Origin of the sequence: Nonomuraea sp. NEAU-A123 (assembly GCF_018603905.1) — a bacterium.
Lineage (GTDB): Bacteria > Actinomycetota > Actinomycetes > Streptosporangiales > Streptosporangiaceae > Nonomuraea.
Window position 1 is genome coordinate 387,311 of record NZ_JAHFZZ010000009.1, and the last position, 25,398, is coordinate 412,708.

Here is a 25,398-nt window from a genome sequence, read left to right on the forward strand (position 1 = left end):
TTACCTCCGGGTCGGGGAGGCCGCCCGCGCCGCCTTGTGGCGGGCGACCAGCTCTTCGAGATCACGTACGCCGTCGTGCGGGGTCGGCGTCTCCGCCATGTCCCGCTGAATCCGAGCCGCGTTCTCCCGGAATGTCGGGTCATCCAGCAGCCGCAGCAGCCCGGCGCGCAGCGTCGCCGCCGAGAGCTCCTCAGGCTCGATGAGCAGACCCACTCCCTGCAGGGCCAGTTGCTGGGCCATGCCCCCCTCGTCGTAGAGCTGGGCGGGGATGATGAGCTGGGGCACACCGTGGACGAGGGCCGTGCCCGTGGTCCCCGTGCCGCCGTGGTGGACGACGGCCGAGCAGCCGGGCAGCAGGGAGTTCAGCGGAACGAAGTCCACGATCCGTACGTTGTCCGGAACCTTCGTATCGTCGAGCTGGTTCGCGTTCAGGGTCGCGACCACCTCGACGTCCAGGTCGGCCACGGCCTCGAACAGCTCGCTGGGCATGACGCTGCCGCGTCCACCCCAGACCTCCCTGCCGGAGACCCCTAGGGTGAAGCAGATCCGCCGCCGCGTCGGCGCGTCCTTGAGCCAGGCCGGGAAGGTCGCGGGACCGTTGTGGGGGACGAATCGGATGGGCAGGTAGTCGTGCTCGACCGGGAAGCGCAGCCAGGCCGGCATGGAGTCGATCGTGGCCTGGCCGAGGATCACCTCCTCGTCGAAGTCGCAGCCGTACTTCGCCAGCTTCGGCGTGATCCAGTCGGCCACCGGGTCCTCACGCGGATCGCCCGCCTGCTGTGCGCGCAACTTGAGGAACAGCGAGCGCATCCGCGCCCAGTGATCTCTGCCGAAGGTCGTCCGGACCTGCGCCGCGCCGCAGGCCCGGGCGGCCACGGGGCCCGGGAAGGTGATGGCGTCCCAGACCACCAGGTCGGGCTGCCAACTGCGGCAGAACGCGACCAGGTCGTCGTACATGGCGTCGTCGGTGATGAAGTCCAGGGCGAGCGGCGAGCAGAAGGCGGCCAGACAGTCTCTGACGTACTCATACGTGAGCACCTCGGGCCGTTCCTCCGCGATGTCGAATCCGGAGCCGTAGATCTGCCGATCCATGGGTGTTTCCGCCAGCCGCTCGGCCATATCGGCCGTTCTGCCGACCGATAAAGCGGTCAAGCCGGTCTGGGTAATCGCGTCGACGATGTCCGGCTGGCCGGCGACGATTACTTCATGGCCGGCCGCTTTCATCGCCCATGCGATGGGGACCATGAGAAAAAGGTGCGCGTTTGCCGCGTGTTGAGTGAACAGAACACGCATGACAATTCCTCCAAATGATTTATCGCGTCATTTTGACGCTACCTAGGCGCGCATGACCGCCCGACCCCTAGGGGACCCCTCACGCTCCCCTGTGCGGGGCCGGATCATCGCCCACACCGGCGAGAGCGTCGCCACGAGGGCGGAGAGCGTCGCGGAGCAGATCACGGCGAGATAGACCCACGCCGGCCCGTAAGGCATCGGCGAGCCGTTCACCGCTATGGCGAACGGAATCAGGATGGGGGCGACCGCCGCCGTGCCGAGCACGACGCCGACCGCGGCGACCACCATGGCCTCGATCCCCACCATCCGCAGGATCTGTCCGCGGGTGAAGCCGATCAGGCGCTGAAGGCGGAACTCCCTGCGCCGCGAGGCGGCCCCCATCGCCTGGGCACTGATCACCGAGATGCCGGCGAAGATGATGACCACTCCGGTGAACAGGTAGTTGATCCAGGCCCGGGTCCGCTGCTGCTCGGCCGCGGTCGTGGACAGCCCGCCGGCGTCGCTCACGCGCACCGTGGGCAGGCGGCCCACCGCTTCGGCCAGGTCGGCTCTCAGCCTCCGCTGATCGCCGCCCGGGGCGGCACGGACGAGGATCTGGGTCGGCAGCCCGGCGGTCGTGTGGGCGGCGAGCAGCGCGGCGGGCATGAGGATCACCTCGCCGCCGGGTCTGTCCGCGAGCAGCGCGACGACCCTGAGTTCCGTCTTGGCGCCGTCGCCCAGCCGCATGGTGACCGCGTCGCCGAGCCCCCGGCCGAGGTGCCGGGCGTGCTCCCGGGTGAGTGCGACCGAGTCGCCGCGCAGGTTGGTGAGCGTGCCCGCGGTGAGGGGGAGGTCCGTGACCCCGGCCGCGCCTTCGGCCGTGAGGCCCAGGAGCGGCCAGCCGTGCTCGCCCTGCCAGCCGTCGTACGGGCTCTCGACGAACCCGCTGCTGCTCGCCAGCTCCGAAGCGGCCATGACCCCCGGGACGGAGCGGACCCGGCCGAGCAGGCCGGGGGCGAGCCCGCCCGGCCCGGCGGTGATCACGTCATCGGCCCGCAGGTCGTCCATGCGGACCTGCCGCGCCTGGTCGGCCTGCGTCATCTGGAGATAGATGTTCGCCGTGCTGATCCCGGTCGCGAGCATGATGGGCAGGACCGCGGCGGCCATGCCGAACGGCCGGGCGCAGCTGTTGAGCAGGGCCAGGCGGCCGATCGTCTTGCGCCGCGCGCGCACGATCCGGCCGACCAGCCCGGTCATCGCCTCCGTCATCCTGGAGGCCACCACGGCCACGCCGAGGATCACCACGATCGCGGCGAGGCAGGTGATGCTCACGGCGGACGACCGGATCAGCAGCATGCCCGAACAGATCGTCGTGCCCACCACGCCGAGGCAGATCAGGGCGAGCGCCGAACGCGCCCGGTCGAGCCCGTGGTCGCGCGGCGGGGAGCTGAGAACCGTGGCGGGCCGGGGCCGCGCGGCCCGCCAGACCGGGAAGGACGCGGCCGCCAGCCCGGCGCACAGGCACACCGCCGCCGCGCCCGCGGCCGGGAGCGGGCCCGGGTCGTAGCGCATGGCCGCGGGCACGACCCCGTCGCGCACCAGGTGCCAGAGCAACCAGCCGCCGAGATGGAAGCCGAGCACGGAGCCCGCCGCCGTCGCGACCACCGAGACCGTCGTCACCTCGCCGAGCATCATCAGGCGGATGCGCCGCCGAGACGTGCCCATCGCGTGCAGCAGCGTCGTCTCCGGCGCCCGGTGCTCCACCAGCAGCCTCATGGTGCTGACCAGGACGAGCATGCCGACCAGGAGCGTCGTGCCGCCGATCAGGCCGGCGACGGTGATCAGGTTGTCCCGGCCGGCGCGCGCCTGCGGGAACTCAGCGAGTCCGCGGTCATCCCCGGTGAGCGTCACCGCGGACTGGCCGCGCAGGGCGGCGCGTACCCGGTCCGCGAGCACCCTCTCGCCCGTCCCGACGACGGGGATCACCGCTATCGCGTCCACCGCGTCGGGATGGCCGGACAGCCGCCGCGCGTCGGCGGGCGCGAAGAACAGCGCGGCCGCCGTGGCCGTACGTCCCCCCGCCGGGGCGACGACACCGGTCACCCGGAAGACCGCGACGGTGCCGTGGACCACGAGCTGAACCTGCTCACCCACCCGGCTGCCCGACCGCGCGGCGAGCGCCGCGTCCAGCACGACGTCTCCGTCCGCCACGGGCGCGGTGCCGGCCTGGAGCTCGTAGGGCAGCAGCCCCGCGGACGTCCATTCGTGCCCCGCGCCCGCGTCCCCGCCGAGCAGGGTGACGGGGAAGGAGAGGTCACCGATGGTGTCGGCGACGCCGGGCACCGTCCGCAGTGTCGCGACAAGGGAGCGTTTCAGCCGTACTGTCTCGGACAGGCTCGCCCATTCGGCGTCGTCGCCGCCGGGCTCGGCGTCCGGCAGCCGGTACGACGGGTCGCCCGCGACCACCACCGTGGCGCCGGCCAGCCGCTCGGGCGGGAACGCGGCCCGGATCCCCGCCGCCATCAGCCCCCCGCACGCCGCCACGATGGTGGCGGCGGCGAAGACCGTGGCGAGCACGGCAGAGTACGCGCCCCTGCGACGGGACAGGGTGCGCAGGGTCAGACGCCACATCAGGACTGCTCTCCCCTGTCCCACAGCGCCAGGTGGGCCATCCGCTCGGCCACCGCCTTGCTGGGCGGGAGCGTCAACTCGTCCACGACCCGGCCGCGGGAGATGAAGTAGACGTGGTCGGCGTAGGCCGCGATCCGCGGATCGTGCGTGGCCACCACCACGGTCTGTCCGGCCGCCCGCGCCGACTCGCGCAGCAGGCCGAGCACCCGGTCGATGTCGTGGGAGTCCTGCGCGCAGGTCGGTTCGTCGGCGAAGATCACCGGCGCCCGGCCGACCACGGCGCGGGCGACCGCCACCCGCTGCTGCTCGCCGAAGGACAGCTTGTCCGGCAGGTCGTGCAGGCGGTCCGCCAGACCGATGTGCGCGATCACGCTGTCGAACAGCGTGGTGTCCATGCTCCGGCCCGACAGGTGGAGGGGCAGCGCGATGTTCTCCGCCACGTCCAGGGCGGGCAGCAGATTGGGCCCTTGGAAGACGAAGCCGAGCCGGTCTCGCCGCAGCCTGGTCAGCGACGCGTCGTCGAGGTCCATGAGCTCCTCGCCGTCGAGGAACACCGATCCCGAGGTCGGCCGTTCCAGTCCTGACGCGCATCGCAGCAGCGTGCTCTTCCCGGATCTCGACGGCCCGATGATCGCGGTGAGCGCGCCTTTTCCGCAGCCGATGGTGATGCCTTCCAGCGCCGCGAGACTGCCCGTCCGGGTGTTGTACGTTTTTCGCACGGAAGTTAACCGCACGATGTCGTCTCCGCCGCTCCTCTGATTGTCTCCCAGTCTGCTCATAGAACAGATCGTAATCTCCCGTTCATATTCGGCGCATCGGCCTGAAGGGCCATCCGGGCCCTCCTCTTCGGGGATGGTTCGGTGGCATGAACGGTACTCGGGACGGAAAATCTCGTATTTTGTCAGCGCCCGTGACATATCCTCAGAATTCTTTGTCGAGAATGGTGAAAAGTTCTTCCGCGCTGGCCGATTCGAGTCTCGGCTCCGCCGGGTCGGCCGCCGTCCGGCCGTGCGCCTCGGTCCATTTCGCGGTGAGGGCCTTGAGCCGGGCGGTGATCCTCGCGTGCCCGTCGGGGTCCGGTACGAGGTTGTCCAGCGCGTGCTCGAGCTCCGTCAGTTCGGCCTCCAGGGGTTCGGCGGCCGCCTCGTCGTCGCCGAGCAGTTCGGACTTGATGTAGTCGGCCACCGCGGACGGTGTCGGGTAGTCGAAGACGAGCGTGGCGGGCAGGCGCACGTCCGCCGCCGCGCTCAGCCGGTTGCGCAGCTCGACGGCGGTCAGCGAGTCGAAGCCCAGCTCCTTGAACCCCCGCACCGGATCGACGGGGTCCCCGGTGGCGTGGCCGAGCACCGCGGCGACGTGGGTCCGTACCAGGGTCAGCAGCAGGCGGTCACGGGCCGCCCTGGACAGGGGGGCGAGCTGATCCGCCAGCGAAGCCGGGGCGGTGACCTGGGCGGTGGCGGGCGCCCGGCTGATCGGCGCGGTGACCAGGCCACGGAGCATCGCCGGCGGCCCTTCCTCCCGCGACCGCATGGCCGCGAGATCCAGCCGGATCGGCACCAGCGTGGCCTCGTCGCGCGCGAGCGACTCGTCGAACAGGGCCAGCCCCGCCTCGGCCGACAGCGGCAGCAGGCCAGAGCGGCGCAGCCGCCGCAGATCGGCCTCGCCGAGCTGGGCGGTCATGCCGCCGACCTCCGGCGCCCACATGCCCCATGCCAGCGAGACCGCCGGCAGACCGGCCGCCCTGCGGTGCGCGGCCAGCGCGTCGAGGAAGGCGTTGGCCGCCGCGTAGTTGCCCTGCCCGGCGGCGTCGAGCGTGCCGGCCGAGGAGGAGAAGAGCACGAAGGCCGACAGGTCGAGATCTTCGGTGAGCTCGTGCAGGTGCCAGGCGGCCTCGGCTTTGGGCTGCCAGACCGTGTCCACCTGCGCGGGCGTGAGCGAGTCGATGACGCCATCGGCCACGACGCCCGCCGTGTGCACGACCGCGGTCAGCGGCCGGTCCGGCGCCACCCTCCCGAGCAGTGCGGCCAGGGCGTCCCGGTCGGCGACATCGCAGGCCGCGACCTCGACGCGGGCGCCCTGCTCGGTGAGCTCCGCGCGCAGCCGATCGGCGCCCGGGGCCTCGAGCCCTCTGCGGCCGACGAGCAGCAGGTCGCGCACGCCGTGCTCGGCGACCAGATGCCGGGCCACCAGCGCGCCGAGTCCGCCCGTGCCGCCGGTGACGAGCACGGTGCCGGGCCGGTCGAGGGGCGTCGGGACGGTCAGCACGATCTTGCCGATGTGCCGGGCCTGCGCCATGTGGCGGAACGCCTCCGGCGCGCGGCGCACGTCCCAGGCCCGGGTCGGCAGCGGTTCGAGTACGCCGCCCTCGAACAGCTTCACCAGCTCGGTCAGGATCTCCCTGGTCCGGTCAGGCCCGGCGTCCGAGAGGTCGAAGGGCGTGTAGCGGACCCCGGGCGCGATCGTGTCCGGGGAGCGGAGGTCGGTCTTGCCCATCTCCACGAACCGGCCACCCTCGGAAAGCAGTCCCAGCGAGGCGTCGATGAACTCGCCTGCCAGCGAGTTGAGCACCACATCCACCGAGCCGAACTTCTCCGCGAACTCCAGCGTCCTTGAGGAGGCCACATGCTCCGCATCCAGCGGCAATGCTCCCCACTTGCCCACACTCGCCGTGCCGAACACCTCCGCACCCAGCCAGCGAGCGAGCTGCACCGCCGCCATCCCCACCCCACCGGCAGCCGCGTGAATCAGCACCCGATCCCCCGACCGCACTCCGCCCAGATCGACCAGGCCGTAGTAGGCGGTCGCGAACACGGCCGGCATCGCGGCCGCGGTCACGAAGGACCAGCCGGCCGGCATGTGCGCGATCATCCGGTGGTCGGTCGTCGTGTAGGGCCCGAAACTCTCCTCGAACAGCCCGAGCACCCTGTCGCCCGGGGCGAACGCGGTGACGCCGGAGCCGACCTCGACGATCACGCCGGCGCCCTCGGTCCCGAGGGACGCCGCACCGGGGTACATGCCGAGGGCCATCAGGACATCGCGGAAGTTCAGTCCACCAGCCCGCACCGACACCCGTACCTCGAACTCGCCCAGGGGCCGTCGGGCCGCGTCGCAGACTGCCGCTTCCAGGGCGTCGATCGTGCCCGGCTCGGTGATCTCCAGACGCCAGGACTCCGCACCGGCCGGCGGCTTCAGCAGGCCGTCGTCGTCGGTCCTGGTCAGCCGCGGCGCGCGGGCCTCGCCCTCGCGCAGGGCCAGCTCAGGTTCCTGACCGGCCAGTACGGTAGGCAACGCCCGGTAGGAGGCCTCCGTGCCGTCCACGTCGATGAGCAGGAACCGGCCGGGGTTCTCGGCCTGCGCGGCGCGTACCAGACCCCAGACGGGCGCGTGGACGAGATCGGGGGCGTCGTCATCGGCGGTGGCGCGCACCGAGCCACCGGTCACCAACGCCAGCCTGGCGCCGGCGAAACGGTCGTCGGCCAGCCAGTCCTGCAGCAGGGCGAGCGTTCGGCCGGTCACGTCGCGGGCGGCCGCCGAAGGGTCGGCCGACGCGGACGCGAACCCGGCGGAGACCAGCACCACCGTCGGCGTGACGCTCAGCGCGGCCAGCCCCACGGCGGTGCGCACGGGGAGTCCCGCGGAACGCAGGGCCCCGGGCAGCTCGTCATCCTCGGTGCCGAGCACCGCCCAGTCGTCCCAGGGCGCGCCGGTGGTCACCGGTGTCCACGTCACCTGGTACGGCGAGGCGCCGGTCCCGTTCCGGCCGGCGCGGAGCCCGGCGCCGGAGACCGGCCGCATGGCCAGCGAGCCCACCGTGGCCAGCGGCGCGCCTGTGGCGTCCGCCACGGTCAGCAGGGGTGCGCCGGAGCCGTCGGCGGATACCCGTACGCGGGCGGCAGCGGCGCCGGTCGCGTACAGGCTGACCTCGCTCCAGGTGAAGGGCAGCTCGACCTGCTGGTCCTCGCTCGGCTCGGCCAGCCCGATGGCGTGCAGCACGGCGTCGAACAGCGCCGGATGCAGACCGAAGCGGCCGGCGTCCGCGGCCACGGCGTCGGGCAGCTCGACGTCGGCGAACACCTCGCCGTCGCGCTGCCAGGCCGCGCGCAGCCCCCGGAAGGCGGGTCCGTACGCCACGCCTTCGCCGGCCAGCCGCTCGTAGAGTCCGCCGACGTCGATGGGCTCGGCGCCGGGTGGCGGCCATTCGGCCAGGTCGAAGGCGGGCCGTTGCGCTCCGACTGCGAGAGTCCCGGTCGCGTGCCGGATCCAGGGCCGCTCGCCCGCGGCGGCCCGCGAGTACACGGTCAGCGTATGGCGGCCCGAGTCGTCCGCGCCGGAGACGATCACTTCGATCGTGACGGCGTCCCGCTCCCCCAGCACGAGGGGGGTCTCCAGGGTCAGCTCTTCTACGAGGTCGCACCCTGCCTGGTGGCCGGCCGCGACGGCGAGCTCGACGAAGGCCGTGCCCGGCACCAGTACGGTGTCGAGGATCCGATGATCGGCCAGCCAGGGGTGGGTGCCGAGCGAGAGCCTGCCGGTGAACAGCGATCCACCGGTGTCGGGCAGTTCGACGGCGGCGCCCAGCAGAGGATGATCCGCGGCCTCCAGCCCGAGGGAGGCGGGATCACCGCCGTGGTGGGAGGACCGCAGCCAGTAATGGCGACGCTGGAAGGCGTAGGTGGGAAGGTCCACCGCCCGCCCGGCGCCGTCGAAGAACGCCTCCCAATTCACTTCCGTCCCGCGCGCGTACGCCCGGCCGAGGGCGGTCACCAGTTGCCCGGCCTCGTCCCGATCGCGCCGCAGCACCGGCAGCGCCACCGGCACGGGCCCCTGCTCCTGCACCAGCCCCGACAGCACGCCGTCGGGACCCAGCTCCAGAAGGGTCCGCACGCCCCGTTCGCGCAGGAAGGCGACGCTGTCGGCGAACCGCACCGGCTCTCGCAAATGCCGCACCCAGTACTCGGCCGAGAACTCCCGTACCGGCTCGCCGGTCAGGTTCGACACCACCGGGATCTCCGGGACGCCGTACTCCAGCCCGCCGGCCACCTCACCGAAGGCGCCGAGGATCGGCTCCATGCGATGGGAGTGGAACCCGTCGCTGACCCGCAGCCGCCGGCACCTCACCCCGCGCCGGGCGAACTCCTCCGCCACCCGCTCCACGGCGGGCTCGTCGCCTGAGACCACGACCGAAGCCGGCCCGTTCACCGAGGCGATCGCCACCCCGGACAGGTCGGATATTTCGGACAGCAGGTCGGCCACGGTCCGTTCTCCCGCTCCGACCGCGACCATCGCCCCGCCTGCGGGCAGGCTCCCCATCAACTGGCCACGGGCCGCCACCAGCGCGCACGCGTCCTCCAGGGACAGCACCCCGGCCACGTGCGCGGCCGTCAGCTCTCCCACCGAGTGACCCAGCAGGTAGTCGGGCACCACGCCCCATGACTCCAGCAGCCGATAGAGGGCCACCTCTACCGCGAACAGCCCCGTCTGGGCGTACAGCGTCTGATCCAGGAGCTCCGGCCGCCCCCACATCACCTCGGTCAGCGGCACGTCCAAGTAGCGGTCCAAGCCCGCGGCCACCGCCTCCAGATGTCCCTTGAACGCGGGGAACGCCCTGGTCAGCTCCAGGCCCATCTCCGTCCGCTGACTTCCCTGACCGGTGAACATGAACCCCAGCCCGCCCCGGGAGCCCTCCCCGAGTCCTTCCGGACCGGTCACGACGTCGACCGGCTCAGCCCCCGCGGCCACCCGCGCCAGGCCCGCCACCAGTTGCTCCCGGTCGGCCGCGACCACGACGGCGCGATGGCTCAGCAGTGAACGCGTTCGCACCAGCGAATGACCCACCTCGGCCGGCCCGGCCGCCGCGGATCCCACGACGAAGTCCCGCAGCCGCTCCGCCTGCGCCCGGACGCCGTCCTCACCGCGACCGGAGACCACCACGGGCACCGGCACGTCAGCGGGAGCCGGCGCGTCATCCGGAACCGGGTCCTCGGCGGGAACGCCCTCGATCACCACATGCGCGTTGGTCCCGCTGATCCCGAACGACGACACTCCCGCCCGGCGCGGACGGTCGCCGCCGGGCCAGGGGGTCGGCTCGGTCACCAGCGACACCGCGCCGGCCGACCAGTCCACGTGCGAGGACGGGGAGTCGACGTGCAGCGTCTTCGGCAGGACGCCGTGCCGCATCGCCATGACCATCTTGATCACACCGGCGACACCCGCCGCGCACTGGGTGTGGCCGATGTTGGATTTGACCGTGCCCAGCCACAGCGGCCGATCCTCCGGACGATCCTGTCCGTAGGTGGCCAGCAGCGCCTGCGCCTCGATCGGGTCCCCGAGCGTCGTGCCCGTGCCGTGGCCCTCGACCGCGTCGATGTCGGCCAGGCCGAGACCGGCGTTGGCCACCGCCTGGCGGATCACCCGCTGCTGGGAGGGGCCGTTGGGCGCGGTCAGCCCGTTGCTCGCACCGTCCTGATTGACCGCACTGCCCCGCACCACCGCCAGCACCTGATGGCCAAGGCGCCGCGCGTCCGACAACCGCTCCAGCAGCACCAGGCCCACGCCCTCGGCGAACGCCGTACCATCCGCCGCTTCGGCGAAAGCCTTACACCGCCCATCCCGCGCCAGCCCCCGCTGCCTGCTGAACTCCACGAAGATCTCGGGCGTGGACAGCACGGTCACACCGCCGGCCAGCGCCAGCGTGCTTTCGCCGCGGCGCAGCGACTCGCAGGCCAGATGCATGGCGACCAGGGACGACGAGCACGCCGTGTCCAAGGTCATGGCGGGCCCCTCCAGGCCGAGCGCGTAGGCGACGCGGCCGGACATCACCGAGCTGGAATTGCCGGTGATCAGGTATCCCTCCACCTCCTCGGGCAGCGGCGCGGGCCCGGTGGCGTAGCCGGTGGCGGAAGCGCCGACGAACACACCTGTCGGACTGCCCCTGAGGTCGCCGGGGTCGATGCCCGCGCGTTCGAGGGCCTCCCAGGAGGCTTCGAGCAGCAGCCGCTGCTGCGGGTCCGTGGCCAGGGCCTCGCGGGGCGAGATCCCGAAGAAGGCCGCGTCGAACTCTCCGGCCTCGTACACGAACCCGCCCACCCGCGCATAACTGCTGCCGGCGCTCTCGGTGTCGGGGTCGTAGAGCCGCTCCAGGTCCCAGCCCCGGTCGGCGGGGAACTCCGCCATCGCGTCCCGGCCCTCGACCAGCATGCGCCACAGGGCCTCCGGCGAGTCGACGCCACCGGGATAGCGGCAGCTCATCCCGACGATGGCGATCGGATCGTCGTCGAGCGGCGCGGCGGGCGCGGCGACCGGCGCGGCCGGCGACTCGGCGCCGAGCAGCTTGCCCTTGATGTGCTGGGCGAGTACGGCGGGCGTCGGATAGTCGAAGACCAGCGTGGCCGACAGCCGCAACCCGGTGGCGGCGTTGAGCCGGTTGCGCAGCTCGATGGCGGTCAACGAGTCGAAGCCCAGCTCCTTGAACGCCCGGCCGGCGTCCACCGAGGCGGCGTCGGCGTGGCCGAGCACGGTGGCGGCCTGCGCGCGGATCAGGGAGACGAGCACCTGGTCGCGTTCGGTCTCGGGCAGCCCGGCCAGTTGCCGCTCCAGAGCGGAGACGGCACCGGCGGGTACGGCGCTCGCGGCGACGTTCCGCTGCGCGGGCATGTGGACCAGGCCGCGGAGCAACGGATGCACCGAGGCGGACTCGCGGCGCATCGCGGCGAGGTCGAGGCGGATCGGCGCCAGCAGGGCCTCGTCCACCGTCAGGGCGGCGTCGAAGAGCGCCAACCCCTCCTCGGACGAGAGGCCACGGGCGCCCGACCGCTCCATCCGCGCTATGTCGGCCTCGCGCAGGTGGGCGCTCATGTTGCTGCGTTGTTCCCAGAAGCCCCAGGCCAGCGACACCGCGGCGAGGCCGTGCGCGCGCCGGTGCGCCGCCAGGGCGTCCAGGAACACGTTCGCCGCCGCGTAGTTGCTCTGCCCGGCGTCGCCCAGGACACCGGCCGCGGAGGAGAACAGCACGAACGCCGACACATCCAGCTCCCGCGTCAGCTCGTGCAGGTTCCACGCCCCGGCGACCTTCGGCCGCAGCACGGCGTCCACGCGCTCCGGCGTCAGCGAGTCCAGTACCCCGTCGTCGAGCGCTCCGGCGGCATGTACCACCCCGCGCAGCGGCGCCTGTGCCGAGACCTCTGCCAGCACCTTGGCCAGCGCGTCCCGGTCCGCCACGTCGCAGGCCGCGACGCGTACCCGCGCGCCCAGTCCGGACAGCTCCTGCAGCAGTTCCGCCGCACCCGTGGCCGACATCCCCGACCGGCTCACCAGCAGCAGGTCCCGCACCCCGTGCACCGTCACCAGATGGCGCGCCACCAGCGCGCCCAGGCCGCCCGTGCCGCCGGTGACGAGCACCGTCCCGCCGCCGCCGCCGAACGTGGGCGGCATCGACAGCACGATCTTCCCGGTATGCCGGGCGAGCGACATGAACCGCAGCGCCTCCCCGGCCCGCCGCACATCCCAGACCCGGACGGGCGGCAGCTCCAGCACACCCCTCTCGAACAGCGCCAGCACCTCGGCGAGCTGGTCGCGCAGGCGGTCGGGGCCGGCCTCCATCAGGGAGTACGGGAGGTACCGCACGCCCGGGTGGGCATCGGCGACCTGGCCGGCCTCGCGGACGTCGGTCTTGCCGATCTCCAGGAACCGGCCGCCCTCGGACAGCAGTCCCAGTGAGGCGTCCAAGAACTCGCCGGCCAGCGAGTTGAGCACCACATCCACCCGGCCGAACTTCTCCGCGAACTCCAGCGTCCGCGACGAGGCCACATGGTCTTCGTCCAGCGCGAGCGCTCCCCACTTGCCTTCGCTCGCCGTGCCGAAGACCTCCGCGCCGAGCCAGCGAGCGAGTTGCACCGCTGCCATCCCGACCCCACCGGCGGCCGCGTGGATCAGCACCCGGTCGCCCGACCGGACCCCGGCCAGATCGACCAGGCCGTAGTAGGCGGTCAGGAACGCCACCGGTACCGATGCCGCCTCGGCGAACGACCACCCGGCGGGCATACGAGCCAGCAACCGCCGATCCGTCACCCCCACCGGACCGAACGCGCCATCCAGCAACCCCAGCACCCGATCACCGGGCACCAGATCGGCAACCCCGGCTCCCACCTCCAGCACCACACCCGCGATCTCGCCGCCGATGGGCTCGTCGTGTTCGGGCACCATGCCGAGGGTGACGACCAGGTCCCGGAAGTTGAGACCGGCCGCGCGTACCGACACCCGCACCTCGTCCGGCCCGAGCGGGCGGGCCGCCTCCGGGCACGGGACCAGTGACAGGCCGTCCAGGCTGCCCTTGATCGCCGCGTCCAGGCGCCATTCCGGGGCGCCCGCGGGGGGTGTCAGCGTGTCGTTGGTGGCCGCGCGGGCCAGCCTGGGCACCAGCAGCTCGCCGGCGCGCAGGGCGAGCTGCGGCTCGGTGAGCGCCGCGAGCACGGCGGGCACCGGTACGTCGGAGTGGTCGAGGTCCAGCAGGACGAAGCGGCCGGGGTGCTCCGACTGCGCGGACCGCAACAGGCCCCACACCGGCGCGTTCGCCAGATCCCGCACCTCCGCGTCGGTCCCCGCCGCCACCGCGCCGCAGGTCACCACGACAAGCCGCACCGAGGCCAGCCGCTCGTCAGCCAGCCAAGCCTGTACGAGCCCCAGCGCCCGGTGCGTCGCCGCCCGCGCACCGTCCGGAACGTCGCCGCCCACCTGTTCCATGAAGCCGTCCGACCCGAAGGTTACGAAAACCGTGTCGGGCAGCCGATCCGATGTGGTCAGCGCCGTCAGGTCGGCGAACTCGGCGCTCGCGATGCCGGCCCGGCGCAAGCCGTGCGGGTCCGGCCCGAGTACCGCAGCACCCCCGGCCGCTGTCGCCGACGGCAGCGCGGGCGCCGCGGTCCATGCGACGCGGAACAGCGAGTCGCCATGGGCGACCGAAGCGGCGGAGAGTTGCTGTGCCGAGGCCGGGCGCGAGATCAGCGAGCGCACGGTGGCGACGGGCACGCCCGAGGTGTCGGCCAGCCACAGCGACAGGGTGTCGGGCCCCGCCGGAGACAGCCGGACTCGGACGGCCGAGGCGCCGGTGGCCCGGAGGGACACGCCGGTCCAGGCGAAGGGCAGGCTCAGGCGCTCATCGGCGGTGTCCAGCAGCGACCCCGCGTGCAGCGCCGCGTCGAGCAGCGCCGGGTGCAGCCCGAACAGCTCGGCCTCACGCCGCGCCTGCTCGGGCAGCGTGACCTCGGCGAAGACCTCGTCACCCCGCCGCCAAGCCGCCTTCAGCCCCTGGAACAACGGACCGTAGCCGTAGCCGGCCGAGGCGAGCCGTTCGTACAGGCCGTCGAGGTCCGCGGGGGTGGCTCCGTCCGGCGGCCACTGGGCCAGGTCGAAGACCTCGGGCGCGTCGTCGACGGCCACGTACCCGCTCGCGTGGCGGGTCCACGGCGCGTCGGCCGGAGCGTCCTCCGACCGCGAGTGCACGCCGATCCGGCGGCGCCCCGCGTCCTCTGGCGCTCCGACGGACACCTGCAACCACACGCCGCCGCGCTCGGGGACGACGAGCGGCGCCTCCAGCGTCAGCTCCTCCAGCAGGCCGCAGCCGACCTGGTCGCCCGCCCGGATGGCGAGCTCGACGAAGGCGGTGCCGGGCAGCAGCAACGTGCCGGCGGCGGCGTGGTCGGCCAGCCAGGGGTGGAGCTGGAGCGAGAGCCGTCCGGTGAGGAGCGCCCCGCCGGATTCGGCGAGCGTCACGGCCGCGCCCAGCAGCGGATGGCCGGGGGCGGTCAGTCCCGCCGAGGCGACGTCCCCGGCCGAGGTCCGGTTCTCCAGCCAGTAGTGCCTGCGCTGGAAGGCGTACGTCGGCAGATCGACCTGCTTCGCGCCGGTGAGCAGGCTGTCCCAGTCGACGGACACACCGCGTACGTGCGCCTGCGCGACCGAGGCCAGCACGCGCCGCAGATCGCCTTCGCCACGGCGCAGCGTGCCGGAGGCGAACGCGTCGGCCCCGGCCTCTTCGATCGTGTCCTGCACGCTCATCACGAGCACCGGATGCGCGCTCATCTCCAGGAACGCGTCGTGTCCCCGCGCGAGCAGCCCCTCTATCACGGCCTGGAACTCGATCGGCTGACGGGCGTTGTGGAACCAGTAGTCGGCGGTCAGCTCCTCGGTGTCCAGCACACCACCGGTGACGGTGGAGTAGAACGGCACGTCTCCCATGGTCGGGGACACGGTTCGGAGCATCTCGGTCAGTTGCTCGCGCAGCGGGTCGACCTGATCGCAGTGGGAGGCGACGGTGGTGGGCAGCAGGCGCGCCCGCAGGCCGTCCGCCTCGCACTGGGCGACGAGTTCGGCCAGGGCGGCTTCGTCGCCCACGGCGGTGCACGACGAGGGGCCGTTCTTCGCCCCGATGGACAGCCGTCCCTCCCAGCGGGTCAACCGCTCCTCCACCGCACCGGCCGACGCGCCTATCGCGGCGATTCCGCCCCGGCCCATCAGGCGCTCGGCGAACAGGCGGCTGCGCAGCACGATCACGCGTACGGCGTCGGCCAGCGACAGACCGCCGGCCACGTAGGCGGCGGCGACCTCGCCCTGCGAGTGGCCCACGACGGCGGCCGGCCGCACGCCCAGCGACTCCCAGAGGGCGGCCAGCGACACCATCACCGCGAACAGCGCCGGCTGGACGACGTCGAGCCGTTCGAACGAAGGGGCGCCCGGCTCGCCACGCAGCACATCGAGCAGCCGCCAGTCGACATAGGACTCGATCTCCGCCGCGCACTCGTCCATGCGCCGCGCGAAGACGGGGGACGAGTCCAGAAGCTCCACGGCCATGCCCGCCCACTGCGAGCCCTGGCCGGGGAAGATGAAGACCGCGCGGCGCTCCGCGGTGGCCTCGCCCTCGATCACGTCGGCGGCGGGCTCGCCTTCGGACAGAGCGGTCAGCCCGGCGAGCAGTTCCGCCCGGTCACCGGCGACGACCACCGCGCGGTGTTCCCAGGTCGAGCGCGAGGTCACCAGCGAGTGGGCGACGTCGGCCAGGTCAAGGTCCTCGTGTTCCGCCAGATGGGCGGCCAGCCGGGCGGCCTGCCCGCGCAGCGCCTCCGGCGCCTTCCCGGACAGCACCATGGGGACGACGGCCGGGGGCAGACCGCCGTCCCCGTCCAGGGTGGCTTCTACTGGCGGCTCCTCGAGGATGAGGTGCGCGTTGGTGCCGCTCACGCCGAAGGACGAGACGCCGGCTCGCCGCGGCGTACCGTTGGCGAGCCAGGGCCGGCTCTCGGTGAGCAGTTCGACCGCGCCGAGCGACCAGTTGACGTACGGCGACGGCTCGTCCACGTGCAGGGTGCGGGGCAGCGTCTCGTGACGCATGGCCATGGCCATCTTGATCACACCGGCCACGCCGGCCGCCGCCTGGGTGTGCCCGATGTTCGACTTGATCGAGCCCAGTCTCAGCGGCCCGCGTTCGCCCCGGTCCTTTCCGTACGTGGCCATCAGCGCGTGCGCCTCGATCGGGTCCCCCAGCTTGGTGCCGGTGCCGTGCGCCTCGACCACGTCGATCTCGGCCGGTGACAGCCCCGCGTCGGCCAGCGCCCGGCGGATCACCCGTTCCTGGGAGGGACCGTTCGGGGCGGTCAGGCCGCTGCTCGCGCCGTCCTGGTTGATCGCCGAACCCCGGATGACCGCGAGCACGGGGTGGCCCCGGCGGCGCGCGTCCGACAGCCGCTCGATCGCGAGGATCCCGACGCCCTCGGAGAAGCCGGTGCCGTCGGCGGAGGCGGCGAACGCCTTGCAGCGGCCGTCCGCGGCGAGCACCCGCTGCCGGCTGAACGCGGTGTAGGTGCCGGGGGTGGACATCACGGTCACGCCGCCGGCCAGCGCGAGGTCGGTCTCGCCGTTGCGCAGCGCCTGGCAGGCCAGGTGCAGGGCGACCAGGGAGGCGGAGCAGGCGGTGTCGACGGTGAGCGTGGGCCCTTCGAGTCCGAGGGCGTAGGCGATCCGGCCGGACACCACGCTCGGGGCGTTCCCCGTCACGAGGTAGCCCTCGATCTCCTCCGGCGCCTTGTCGAGCCGGGGACCGTAGTCCTGCGGCTCGGCGCCGATGAACACGCCGGACTGGCTGCCCCGCAGCGAGCGCGGATCGATGCCCGCCCGCTCGAACGCCTCCCAGGAAGCCTCGAGCACCAGGCGCTGCTGGGGGTCCATGGCGACGGCCTCACGCGGGTTGATGCCGAAGAAGTCGGCGTCGAACTCACCGGCGTCGTGCAGGAAGTGCCCCGACCGGACATAGGTGGAGTTGGGCGCGTCCGGATCGTCGTCGAACAGCCGGTCAAGGTCCCAGCCCCGGTCCACGGGGAACCCGGTGAGGGTCTCCCCGCTCTCGGCGACGAGCCGCCACAGCTCCTCCGGGGAGGTGATTCCGCCCGGATAGCGGCAGCCGATGCCGATGACGGCGATCGGCTCATCCCGGCCGACGGCCGGGTGGACCTCTACGGCCGCCGCGTCGCCCAGCCCGAGCACCTCGGTGAACAGGTAGTCGACCACCGCGTCGGGGGTGGGATGGTCGAAGGCGATGGTGATCGGCAGTTCGGCGCCGACCGCCTGGGCCAGACGGTCGTGCAGCTCGACGGCGGCCAGCGAGTCGAGTCCCAGTTCCCTGAAGCCGCGCTGGGGGTCCACCGCGTCGGGGGCATCGGGGAACACGGTCCGCAGGACCTCGACCGTCAGGTCGTTGACCAGGTCTGCGAGGAAGCGACGCTGCTCGCTCAAGACACACTCCGCTCACTCGTACTTGCGGTTGAATTCGATCCGGGAGACGGACACCACCTGGTGACCGCGTGCGACGACCTCGATGGGCGCGGGGTGGCCCAGGAACATCACCAGGCTCGCGGTCATCCCGTAGGCCCCCGCGTTGGGAATGGACACGACGTCGCCGGGTTCGAGCGGCGGCAGGGACACGTTCCTGGCGAGGATGTCGCCGGGGGTGCAGAGCGGGCCGACCAGGGTCGCGGGCTGCCGCTCGCCGTCGAAGGCGGCGTCGTCGAGCTCCACCGAGACCGGCAGCAGCCTGCCCAGGCCCGACATGCCGCCGAGCGTGTTGATGCCGGCGTCCAGGATGACGAATCTGCGGCCGCGGCTCTCCTTGACGTTGACCACCGTGCAGACCAGCCGGCCGCAGTCGCCGGCCAGGTAGCGGCCGGACTCGCAGGCGATCTCGGGCGTGCCCGCCCGCCAGCCGGGGAAGCGCGCGTCCAGGACGGTCTCCAGCCCGGCGCGGAGCCCGCCGTACACGGGCCGCTCTCCCGAGGCGAGGTACGGGGCGGCGAATCCGCCGCCGATGTCCAGCAACCGGATCGGCAGGCCCGTGTCCCGCTTCAGGCGGGCGGCCACCGAGATGGTGTGCGCGAACTCGGCGACGAGGCTCTCCTCGTCCTTGGAGTTGCTCAGCGAGAACAGGTGCGCTCCGGCCAGCCGCGTGCCGGGCACCGCCCGGAGCTGCGGCATCAGGCCGGGGAGCGTCTCGTCGTCGAAGCCGAACTGGGAGGGCGCGCCGGTCATCCGGATGCTGGTGGCGGCGCCGGGCTCGGCGCTGTTGACGCGTAGCAGGCAGTCCACGATCACGCCGCGCTTGGTCGCGACCTCGCCGACGTGCCACAGGTCGGTGAGTGACTCGACGGAGAACATGCGGACGCCGCCGTCGACGGCGACCGCCAGCTCTTCGGTGGTCTTGCCCGGTCCGGTGTGGAGCACCTCGGAGCCGTCGAAGCCGGCGGCGAACGCCGCGTTCAGCTCACCGGTCGAGCTGATCTCGGCGAGCGCTCCGCCGTCGCGCAGCGCTCGCGCGATCTCCGGATGCGGGTTGGCCTTGAAGGAGTAGAACAGCGAGAACCCGTCGGGCAGGGCGCGGCGCAGGTCCGCCTGCGCGGCGGTGACGCGGTCCAGGTCGTAGACGTACAGCGGGGAGCCGTAGCGGGCGACGAGCTCGGTGTACCAGTTCACGCGTCGCCTCCAATGAGCAGCATGGCCATCTGTTTCCGCTCGTTCTTGCCGTTGAGCGTCAGCGGGAAGCGCGGCAGGACGCGGCAGGCGGCGGGCACCTTCGCGGGTTCGAGCCGCTGCTTCAGCGCGTGCAGCACGGAATTGGGCGTCAGGTCGGCCTCGACGAACACGACGAGGTCGTGTCCTTCGGCCGGGGGCAGCACGACGGCCGCGCGTACACCCGGGATGTCCATGGCGGCCGCCTCGATCTCGACCGTGCTCATCCGGGTGCCCTTGCGTTTGAACATGTCGTCTCGGCGGCCTTCGAAGTACAGGTAGCCGTCCTGGTCGAGCCGGCCGTAGTCGCCGGTGTGCAGGCGGATCTCACCGGTGGCCTTGTCGGGGCGGTAGGCGCGCGCGCTGAGCTCGGGGTCGCGCCAGTAGCCGGCCATCACGTGGGGACCGGCCACCACGATCTCCCCGGTCTCCCCGGCCGGCAGTGACCGGCCCTCGGGGTCCGCGATCACCACCCGGGTGCCGGGAAGCGGACGGCCGACCGCGCCGGGGCGTTCCTGGTCCAGCTCCGGTTCCATGATCGTGACGCGCTTGCATTCGGTGATGCCGTACATGCGCACCACCTGAGCCCCGGGGAAGCAGGAGCGGAGGCTTCGGATGGTCGCCTCCGGCAGCGCGGCCCCGGTGTTGGTGAACATCCGTACCTTCGGCGTGGCCTGGCTGGCCCGCCGGGCCAGAGTCGCGATCATGCCGCCCAGTGAGGGGACGACGGGCACGACGGTCGCGCCGGACTCGCGGAGCTGACCGAGCAGGGTCAGGTCGGCTCCTTCCTCGGCCAGGACCAGCTCGGCGCCGCCGAGCGTGGCGAGGAAGATCTGATAGAGGCCGTAGTCGAAGGACATGGGCAGCCGGCAGAAGACCACGTCGTCCTGGCCGTATCCGAGCACCGCGTTGATGGCCGAGGCGGCGAAGGTGACCTGCGCGTGCGGGCACATCACGCCCTTGGGGGCGGCGGTGCTGCCCGAGGTGTAGATGAGGATGGCGACGTCCGAGGGCAGGATCTTGCCCGGCTCGTACGCGTCCGGCCACCCCGCCATCTCCTCGACCTCGGTCCAGAAGTCGCCGAGGTCGTACACCGGCACCGTGGCGAGGTCGTGCATGGTCTCGCCGCCACCGATGATCAGCTTGGGCTCCGCGTCTTCCAGCACGGAGCGGAGATGGAAGGCCTTCATGTCGGGGTGCAGCGGCACGAAGACGGCGCCGAGCCGGGAGAGGCCGTAGACGATGGGTACCGTCTCGCGCCGGTTGGGCAGCTGAACGATGACCCGATCGCCCGGGCCGACGCCGTTGGCCGCCAGCCAGCCGACGACGGCGCGGCTGAGCTCGTCGACCCGCCGGTAGCTCCACGCACCGTGCGCGTCGCGGACCGCGAGCCCTTCCGGTCTCGCGTTGGTGGCCTCGTCGAGCAGCTCGTGGATGAGGCCTGATCGAAGGAACCGCGTCCCGTCCAATATCGTCCTCCCGCCTATGTGGGAAAGGAATATCAGCGAATATCGAATCACTGAAAAGTTATCTCGAATCCCTATTTCAAATAGACCCCTACCGCCCCCCTAAAGCGCCCCTCCCCCTTCCTGGGCGCGCCCGCGTTTCTGTACCAGACCCGCGGCGAGCGCGCGCAGACCGGCCCGGTCGACTTTTCTGTTGGGATTCAGCGGCAGCTCGTCCAGATGGCGATAGTGCCGTGGCACGATTCCGGCCGGCAGCGTCTCGATGAGCCGGGTGGTGAAATCGGTGGGCGCCAGCGGATTCCCGGTGTAGAACACGACGGGTACGGCGGTGCCGTCGTTCTCGGCGCTCACCGTCACCGCGTCCACCACGCCGGCCACGCCGCGCACGGCGTGATCGATCTCGGCCAGTTCCACCCGCCAGCCGTGCACCTGCACCTGGGCGTCGGCGCGGCCGAGATAGACGAGCTCGCCATTGTCCGCGACCCGGACGCGGTCGCCGGTGTTGTACCAGGTACGGCCGTCCCCTTCGATGAACCGGCCCTTGTCGTCTTCCGGATCGAGGTATCCCGGTGTCAGCTGCGGCCCGGTGATCCACAGCTCGCCCTCGTCGCGGACGGGCCGGCCAGCGTCGTCGACCAGGAGGTGGCCGTGGCCGGGATGCACCCTGCCGATCGGGGACAGGCCGTTGACGCAGCGGCCCGGTGAGGTCTCCGGGGACCAGCGGTGACCGGTGATCGTGATCGTCAGCTCGGTCGGGCCGTAGAGGTTCTCCATGACGGAGTCGCTCGCCGCGCGCTGCCAGTCGACGGCGTCCGCGCACTTCAGCGCCTCTCCGGCGAAGAAGCTCCAGCGCAGGGTCGGCAGCGCCCCCGGCGCCAGCCCACCGGTCCTGCGGACCAGCGGGATCGCGCTGGGGGTGGAGAACCACACGGTGATCCCCTGCTCGGCCAGGAACTCCGGCAGGTGTCCGTACGCATGCGACGGCACCCCCACTGCGGTCGCCCCGGCGGCCCAGGCGCAGAACAGGTCGAACATCGCGCAGTCGAAGGTCAGGTCGAAGGTCTGCGAGAACACGTCATCGGGGGTGAAGTCGTAGCGTCCGGCCAGCAGCCGGAAGTAGTGCGCGGTGTTGCCGTGCGTGATGGGCACCCCCTTGGGCCGGCCCGTCGACCCCGAGGTGAACAGCACGTAGGCGACGTCGGCGGCGTCGACCGGCCGCGGCGCGGCGAGGGCCCGCCCGCCACCGAGCGTGTCGGGCGAAAGGACCGGCACGTCCACTCCCTGGGCGCGGAGGTCCTCCGCCCGCTTCTGGCCGCGATCATCGACGATCAGCGCCGACACCCCGGCGGCCTCGATCATCTGGCGTGTCCGGGACGCCGGGAAGTCCGGCTGGAGCGGCACGACCGCCGCTCCCGCGTAGAGGCCGGCCAGGATGCCGGCGTACGCCGTGCCCCCCTTGTCCGCGAGGACCCCCACGGCGCCGGGCCGGCCCGGCGCCGACCGCAGCAGGAAGCCCGCCCAGCGCAGGGCCGCCCGGGGGAGCTCCGCGTAGGTCGCCGTGTCCGGGCCGACCCGGAAGGCGGGCCGGTCGGGGGCCATGGCCAGGCCGCGCAGGAATTGCGCATAGAGGGGTCGCGGATAATCTGCATTCATCTGATCCACCATTATGGACATTCACATTGTTGCCGGATAACGTCAGCGCCGTAGGCTTTTTCTCGGTAAACTGAGAAAGGAAATCAACTGTCATGTGGGATGCACGCTTCGAAGAACTCCTGCGGCCGCATCTGCCGTTTCTGCCCGCCACCGAGAAGCTCCTCGAAAATGCGGATCTGCCGGGCCTCGGCCTCGATTCGCTGGGCATCGTCGAACTCCTGGCCACCCTTGAGGAGGCGTACGGGGTGCGATTCAAGGACGACGCGCTGACGAAGGAGACGTTCGAGACTCCTGGCACGCTCTGGACGGTCCTTTCGGGGATCTCCGCGGCCTGACCGGCCGGCGCCTGACGAGGCCCGGCGGGCCTCGTCAGGCCGAGGGCACCGACGGCCGCGGCGGCACCGCCATCCTCGGGTTCACCGGGACCACGGTGAAGTTCCGCGTGGTGATCGGCACCCGGCCGAACATGGCGTCCTGGCCGCTGACGCAGAGCTTCGTGACACCGAGCCGCCGCAGCGTGGCCACCACCTCGGGCCAGCGCAGCGGCCGGACGAAGCCGTCGAGCACCATGGCTCGCACCCCCGCCGCGCCGGTCAGCAGCGTCCCGTCGTGATCGTCGACGACCGGCAGCCGCGGGTCGGTGAAGCGCAGCTCACCGAACACCTCCTCCTCGGCCCTCCTGCGCAGCGGCCCGAAGGCGGCCGAGTGCATGGGCGGCCGCATCGTGTACAGCGGCAGCCCGCCGATCGCCCGGACCCGCCCTTCCAGCCACTCCACCTGCCGCTCCCGCAGCGAGACCATGAAGAAGTCGTGATCTATGTAGCAGGAGACGTCGTGCCATTCGCCCCGCTCGCGCAGCTCCGCCAGCAGGTCCGCCAGCCGGGCCTCGGGCACGCGGACGAAGGAGCAGGTGACGATGTCCCGGTGCTCGTGCGCGAAGTAGTCGTCCGCGCAGCGCGCCAGACCCGCGGTCATGCGCACGGCGTCGGAGAACGACAGCGCGCCCGAGTAGGCGGCGGCCGCCTTGCCGCCGAAGCTCGGGCCCGCGACCAGGTGCGGGTTGACGTCCAGCGTCTGCTCGGCCCACTCCGCCAGGGCCAGGCAGTTCACCAGGAACGCCACCTGTGCCGCCTCGGAGTAGTCGGCGCCGGAATCGCGGAAGCGGTCGGCCAGCGAGTAGCCGAGCACATCGTCGGCGAGCGCGACCAGGCGCCGCGCGGCGGGGTTACCGAGCATGAACGAGGCGACATCGGAGAACCGGGTAGGTCCCATGCCGGGGAAGACGATCGCGGTCCGCATGTCCACTTCACTAACCCAGACCTTTCAGGAACTCGATCAGCACCTGCCTGAACCGCTCGGGCTCCTCCAGGTGCGGCGTGTGGCTGGACTCCTCGAAGACCTCCCACCGCACGTCGGGGATGAGGTCGAAGTACGGTCGCACGGTGGCGGGCGTGGCCTCGTCGTGCCGCCCGGAGATCAGCAGGGTGGGCACCTCGATGTCCGCGACGCGGTCCTCCACGCCCCAGTCACGCAGCGAGCCGATCACGTGGAACTCGCTCGGCCCGTTCATCGCGTAGTAGACCGTCGGGTCGTTGTAGATCTCCATGAACGTGGCGACGAACTCGCGCGGCCACGGGTCCAGCGTGCAGACGTGCCTGTTGTAGAAGACCATCATCGCGTCGAAGTACTCCTGCGAATCGGTCGTGCCCGCGGCTTCGTGGCGGCGCAACGTCTCGTCGACGCCGTCGGGCAGCCGGCCGCGCAGCACCCGCATCTCCCGCAGCCACAGCCGGTAGGAGGCGGGGGCGTCGGCGACCACCAGGCCGCGCAGGCCTTCCGGTCTGGCCGAGGCGTGCAGGGCGGCCAGCATGCCGCCCCACGACTGCCCGACCAGCACGTAGTCGTCGCGGAGGTCGAGCCTGAGCAGCAGGTTGTCCAGTTCGTCGAGGAACAGCTGCGGAGTCCAGAACTCGGCCCCCTTGTCGGGCAGGTGCGTGGAGCCGCCGTTGCCGAGCTGGTCGTAGTGCACGACGGGCCAGCCGTGCTGGGCGAGCGCGGCGAGGCCGACCAGGTAGTCGTGCGTGCTGCCGGGTCCGCCGTGCAGGACGACGACGGCCGGCCGGCCCGCGCCCAGCGTGCCGGTGACCCGGTACCAGGTCTTGTGCTCCCCGAACGGCACCGTGCCCTTGGTTTGGAGAGCGGCGGGCGAGGTCACCAGCCCCGCCTGATGGTGTCCGCGATGTGCGTGCGCTGCTCCTCGGTGACCCACCAGCCGACGGGAACGCACACGACGCGGGGAGCGACCCGGTCGAGGCCGGGCAGCAGGGCGGAGTACGGGCGCACGGCCGTGTGCAGGTCGTTCCGCTCGTGCACGTTGCTGGTCATGATCCCGGCCTCGTCCATGCGCTTGATGAAGCCGTCGCGGTCCTCCACCTTCATCGGATAGATCCAGAAGGAGGACCGGCGATCGGCGGCCCGCTCGGTCAGCTCCAGGCCGGGGACGCCGGCGAGCTCCCGGTCGTAGAAGGCGGCGTTGTCCCGGTGCCGGGCCAGCACGTCGTCCGCCCACGGCAGGTTGGCCAGGCCGATCGAGGCGTTGATGTCGTTCATGTGGAACTTGAAGCCCCACTCCGTGACGTCCGGGGCGTTGCGGAGCCGGTCGGCCGTCCGGTCGATGCCGAACCAGCGCAGCCGCGTGGCGCGCCGCCGGAGCTCCTCGCTCGGCAGGACGAGGGCGCCCCCGTCGCCGCAGGTCAGGTGTTTGATGGCCTGGAAGCTGAACACGCACAGATTGCCGTGGCTGCCGATGGGCGCGCCGCCGTAGGTCGCGCCCCACGCGTGCGCGCAGTCCTCGATCACCGGTGGCCGGAACCCGAATCTGGCCTCGGCCAGGTCGATGATCGCGCGGAGACGGTCGAGGTCGACCGGATAACCGGCGAAATGCACGATCATGATGGCTCGCGTCTTCGGCGAGATCTTGCGTGCGAGGTCGTCCAGATCGACGTTGAGGGTGGCCGGGTCGACGTCCACCCACTTGATGCGCAGCCGGTTGGCCAGGATCGCCCAGTTGGTGGCCTCCATGGTCAACGGCGTGGACAGCACCTCGCCGTCGTCGTCGTCATCCTGGCGGGCGACCATGTGCAGGGCGAGGTGCAGGCCCGCCGTGGCGCTGTTGACCGTGACCACCTCGTCCCGGCCGACCCGGCCGGCGAGGGCCCGTTCGAACTCCTCGACCTTGGCTCCCTGGCCGATGCTGCCGCTGCCGAGGACCTCGGCGGCCCTGGCCGGCGCCTCAGGAGACATCGCCACCCGGAACAGTGGGATCATCACC

General features: G+C 71.9%; 11 protein-coding genes. 1 reads left to right on the forward strand and 10 read right to left on the reverse strand.

Annotated features, from left to right (window positions below):
* From KLK06_RS29515 to KLK06_RS29545, 7 genes are all read right to left on the reverse strand, one after another.
* Complete coding sequence (locus tag KLK06_RS29515) at nt 1–1,293, reverse strand: activator-dependent family glycosyltransferase (RefSeq protein WP_214638891.1); 1,293 nt, start codon at nt 1,291–1,293, stop codon at nt 1–3.
* Between the two features lie 42 nt (nt 1,294–1,335).
* The gene (locus tag KLK06_RS29520; protein ID WP_214638892.1) at nt 1,336–3,903 is read right to left on the reverse strand and encodes an FtsX-like permease family protein; all 2,568 of its coding nucleotides are present in this window, start codon (nt 3,901–3,903) and stop codon (nt 1,336–1,338) included.
* Nucleotides 3,903–4,682, reverse strand: coding sequence for an ABC transporter ATP-binding protein (locus KLK06_RS29525; RefSeq protein ID WP_214638893.1), 780 nt, complete (start codon nt 4,680–4,682; stop codon nt 3,903–3,905). The genes KLK06_RS29520 and KLK06_RS29525 overlap by 1 nt, the downstream gene beginning before the upstream one ends.
* Nucleotides 4,683–4,824: 142 nt before the next feature.
* A complete protein-coding gene (locus tag KLK06_RS29530) occupies nt 4,825–17,682 on the reverse strand; it encodes a type I polyketide synthase (RefSeq protein ID WP_214638894.1) in 12,858 nt (4,285 codons plus the stop codon).
* Between the two features lie 12 nt (nt 17,683–17,694).
* The gene (locus KLK06_RS29535) at nt 17,695–18,912 is read right to left on the reverse strand and encodes a type III PLP-dependent enzyme (protein ID WP_214638895.1); all 1,218 of its coding nucleotides are present in this window, start codon (nt 18,910–18,912) and stop codon (nt 17,695–17,697) included.
* The gene (locus tag KLK06_RS29540; RefSeq protein ID WP_250906175.1) at nt 18,909–20,417 is read right to left on the reverse strand and encodes an AMP-binding protein; all 1,509 of its coding nucleotides are present in this window, start codon (nt 20,415–20,417) and stop codon (nt 18,909–18,911) included. Before KLK06_RS29540 ends, KLK06_RS29535 begins: the two co-directional genes overlap by 4 nt.
* A 99-nt stretch (nt 20,418–20,516) precedes the next feature.
* Nucleotides 20,517–22,067, reverse strand: a complete 1,551-nt coding sequence (locus KLK06_RS29545) for an AMP-binding protein (RefSeq protein ID WP_214638896.1) — start codon at nt 22,065–22,067, stop codon at nt 20,517–20,519.
* A gap of 92 nt (nt 22,068–22,159) precedes the next feature.
* On the opposite strand from KLK06_RS29545, the gene KLK06_RS29550 reads away from it, so the two are divergent.
* The gene (locus tag KLK06_RS29550) at nt 22,160–22,402 is read left to right on the forward strand and encodes a phosphopantetheine-binding protein (RefSeq protein WP_214638897.1); all 243 of its coding nucleotides are present in this window, start codon (nt 22,160–22,162) and stop codon (nt 22,400–22,402) included.
* A gap of 34 nt (nt 22,403–22,436) precedes the next feature.
* Here the strand turns inward: KLK06_RS29550 and KLK06_RS29555 are convergent, their stop codons facing one another.
* The 3 genes from KLK06_RS29555 to KLK06_RS29565 are packed head-to-tail and all read right to left on the reverse strand — an operon-like array spanning nt 22,437 to nt 25,394.
* A complete protein-coding gene (locus tag KLK06_RS29555; RefSeq protein WP_214638898.1) occupies nt 22,437–23,366 on the reverse strand; it encodes an ACP S-malonyltransferase in 930 nt (309 codons plus the stop codon).
* Nucleotides 23,367–23,376: 10 nt separating this feature from the next.
* Nucleotides 23,377–24,282: a proline iminopeptidase-family hydrolase gene (locus KLK06_RS29560; protein ID WP_308168503.1), complete on the reverse strand. Its 906-nt coding sequence runs from the start codon at nt 24,280–24,282 to the stop codon at nt 23,377–23,379.
* The gene (locus tag KLK06_RS29565) at nt 24,279–25,394 is read right to left on the reverse strand and encodes a DegT/DnrJ/EryC1/StrS aminotransferase family protein (protein ID WP_214638899.1); all 1,116 of its coding nucleotides are present in this window, start codon (nt 25,392–25,394) and stop codon (nt 24,279–24,281) included. The genes KLK06_RS29560 and KLK06_RS29565 overlap by 4 nt, the downstream gene beginning before the upstream one ends.
* Nucleotides 25,395–25,398: the final 4 nt, after the last annotated feature.

Bases quoted from the DNA above. Each gene is read 5' to 3' on its own strand.
- KLK06_RS29565 (WP_214638899.1), bottom strand. From the start codon at position 25,394: ATGATCCCACTGTTCCGGGTGGCGATGTCTCCTGAGGCGCCGGCCAGG.
- KLK06_RS29555 (WP_214638898.1), bottom strand. From the start codon at position 23,366: ATGCGGACCGCGATCGTCTTCCCCGGCATGGGACCTACCCGGTTCTCC.
- KLK06_RS29525 (WP_214638893.1), bottom strand. From the start codon at position 4,682: ATGAGCAGACTGGGAGACAATCAGAGGAGCGGCGGAGACGACATCGTG.
- KLK06_RS29550 (WP_214638897.1), top strand. From the start codon at position 22,160: ATGTGGGATGCACGCTTCGAAGAACTCCTGCGGCCGCATCTGCCGTTT.
- KLK06_RS29520 (WP_214638892.1), bottom strand. From the start codon at position 3,903: ATGTGGCGTCTGACCCTGCGCACCCTGTCCCGTCGCAGGGGCGCGTAC.
- KLK06_RS29545 (WP_214638896.1), bottom strand. From the start codon at position 22,067: ATGAATGCAGATTATCCGCGACCCCTCTATGCGCAATTCCTGCGCGGC.
- KLK06_RS29515 (WP_214638891.1), bottom strand. From the start codon at position 1,293: ATGCGTGTTCTGTTCACTCAACACGCGGCAAACGCGCACCTTTTTCTC.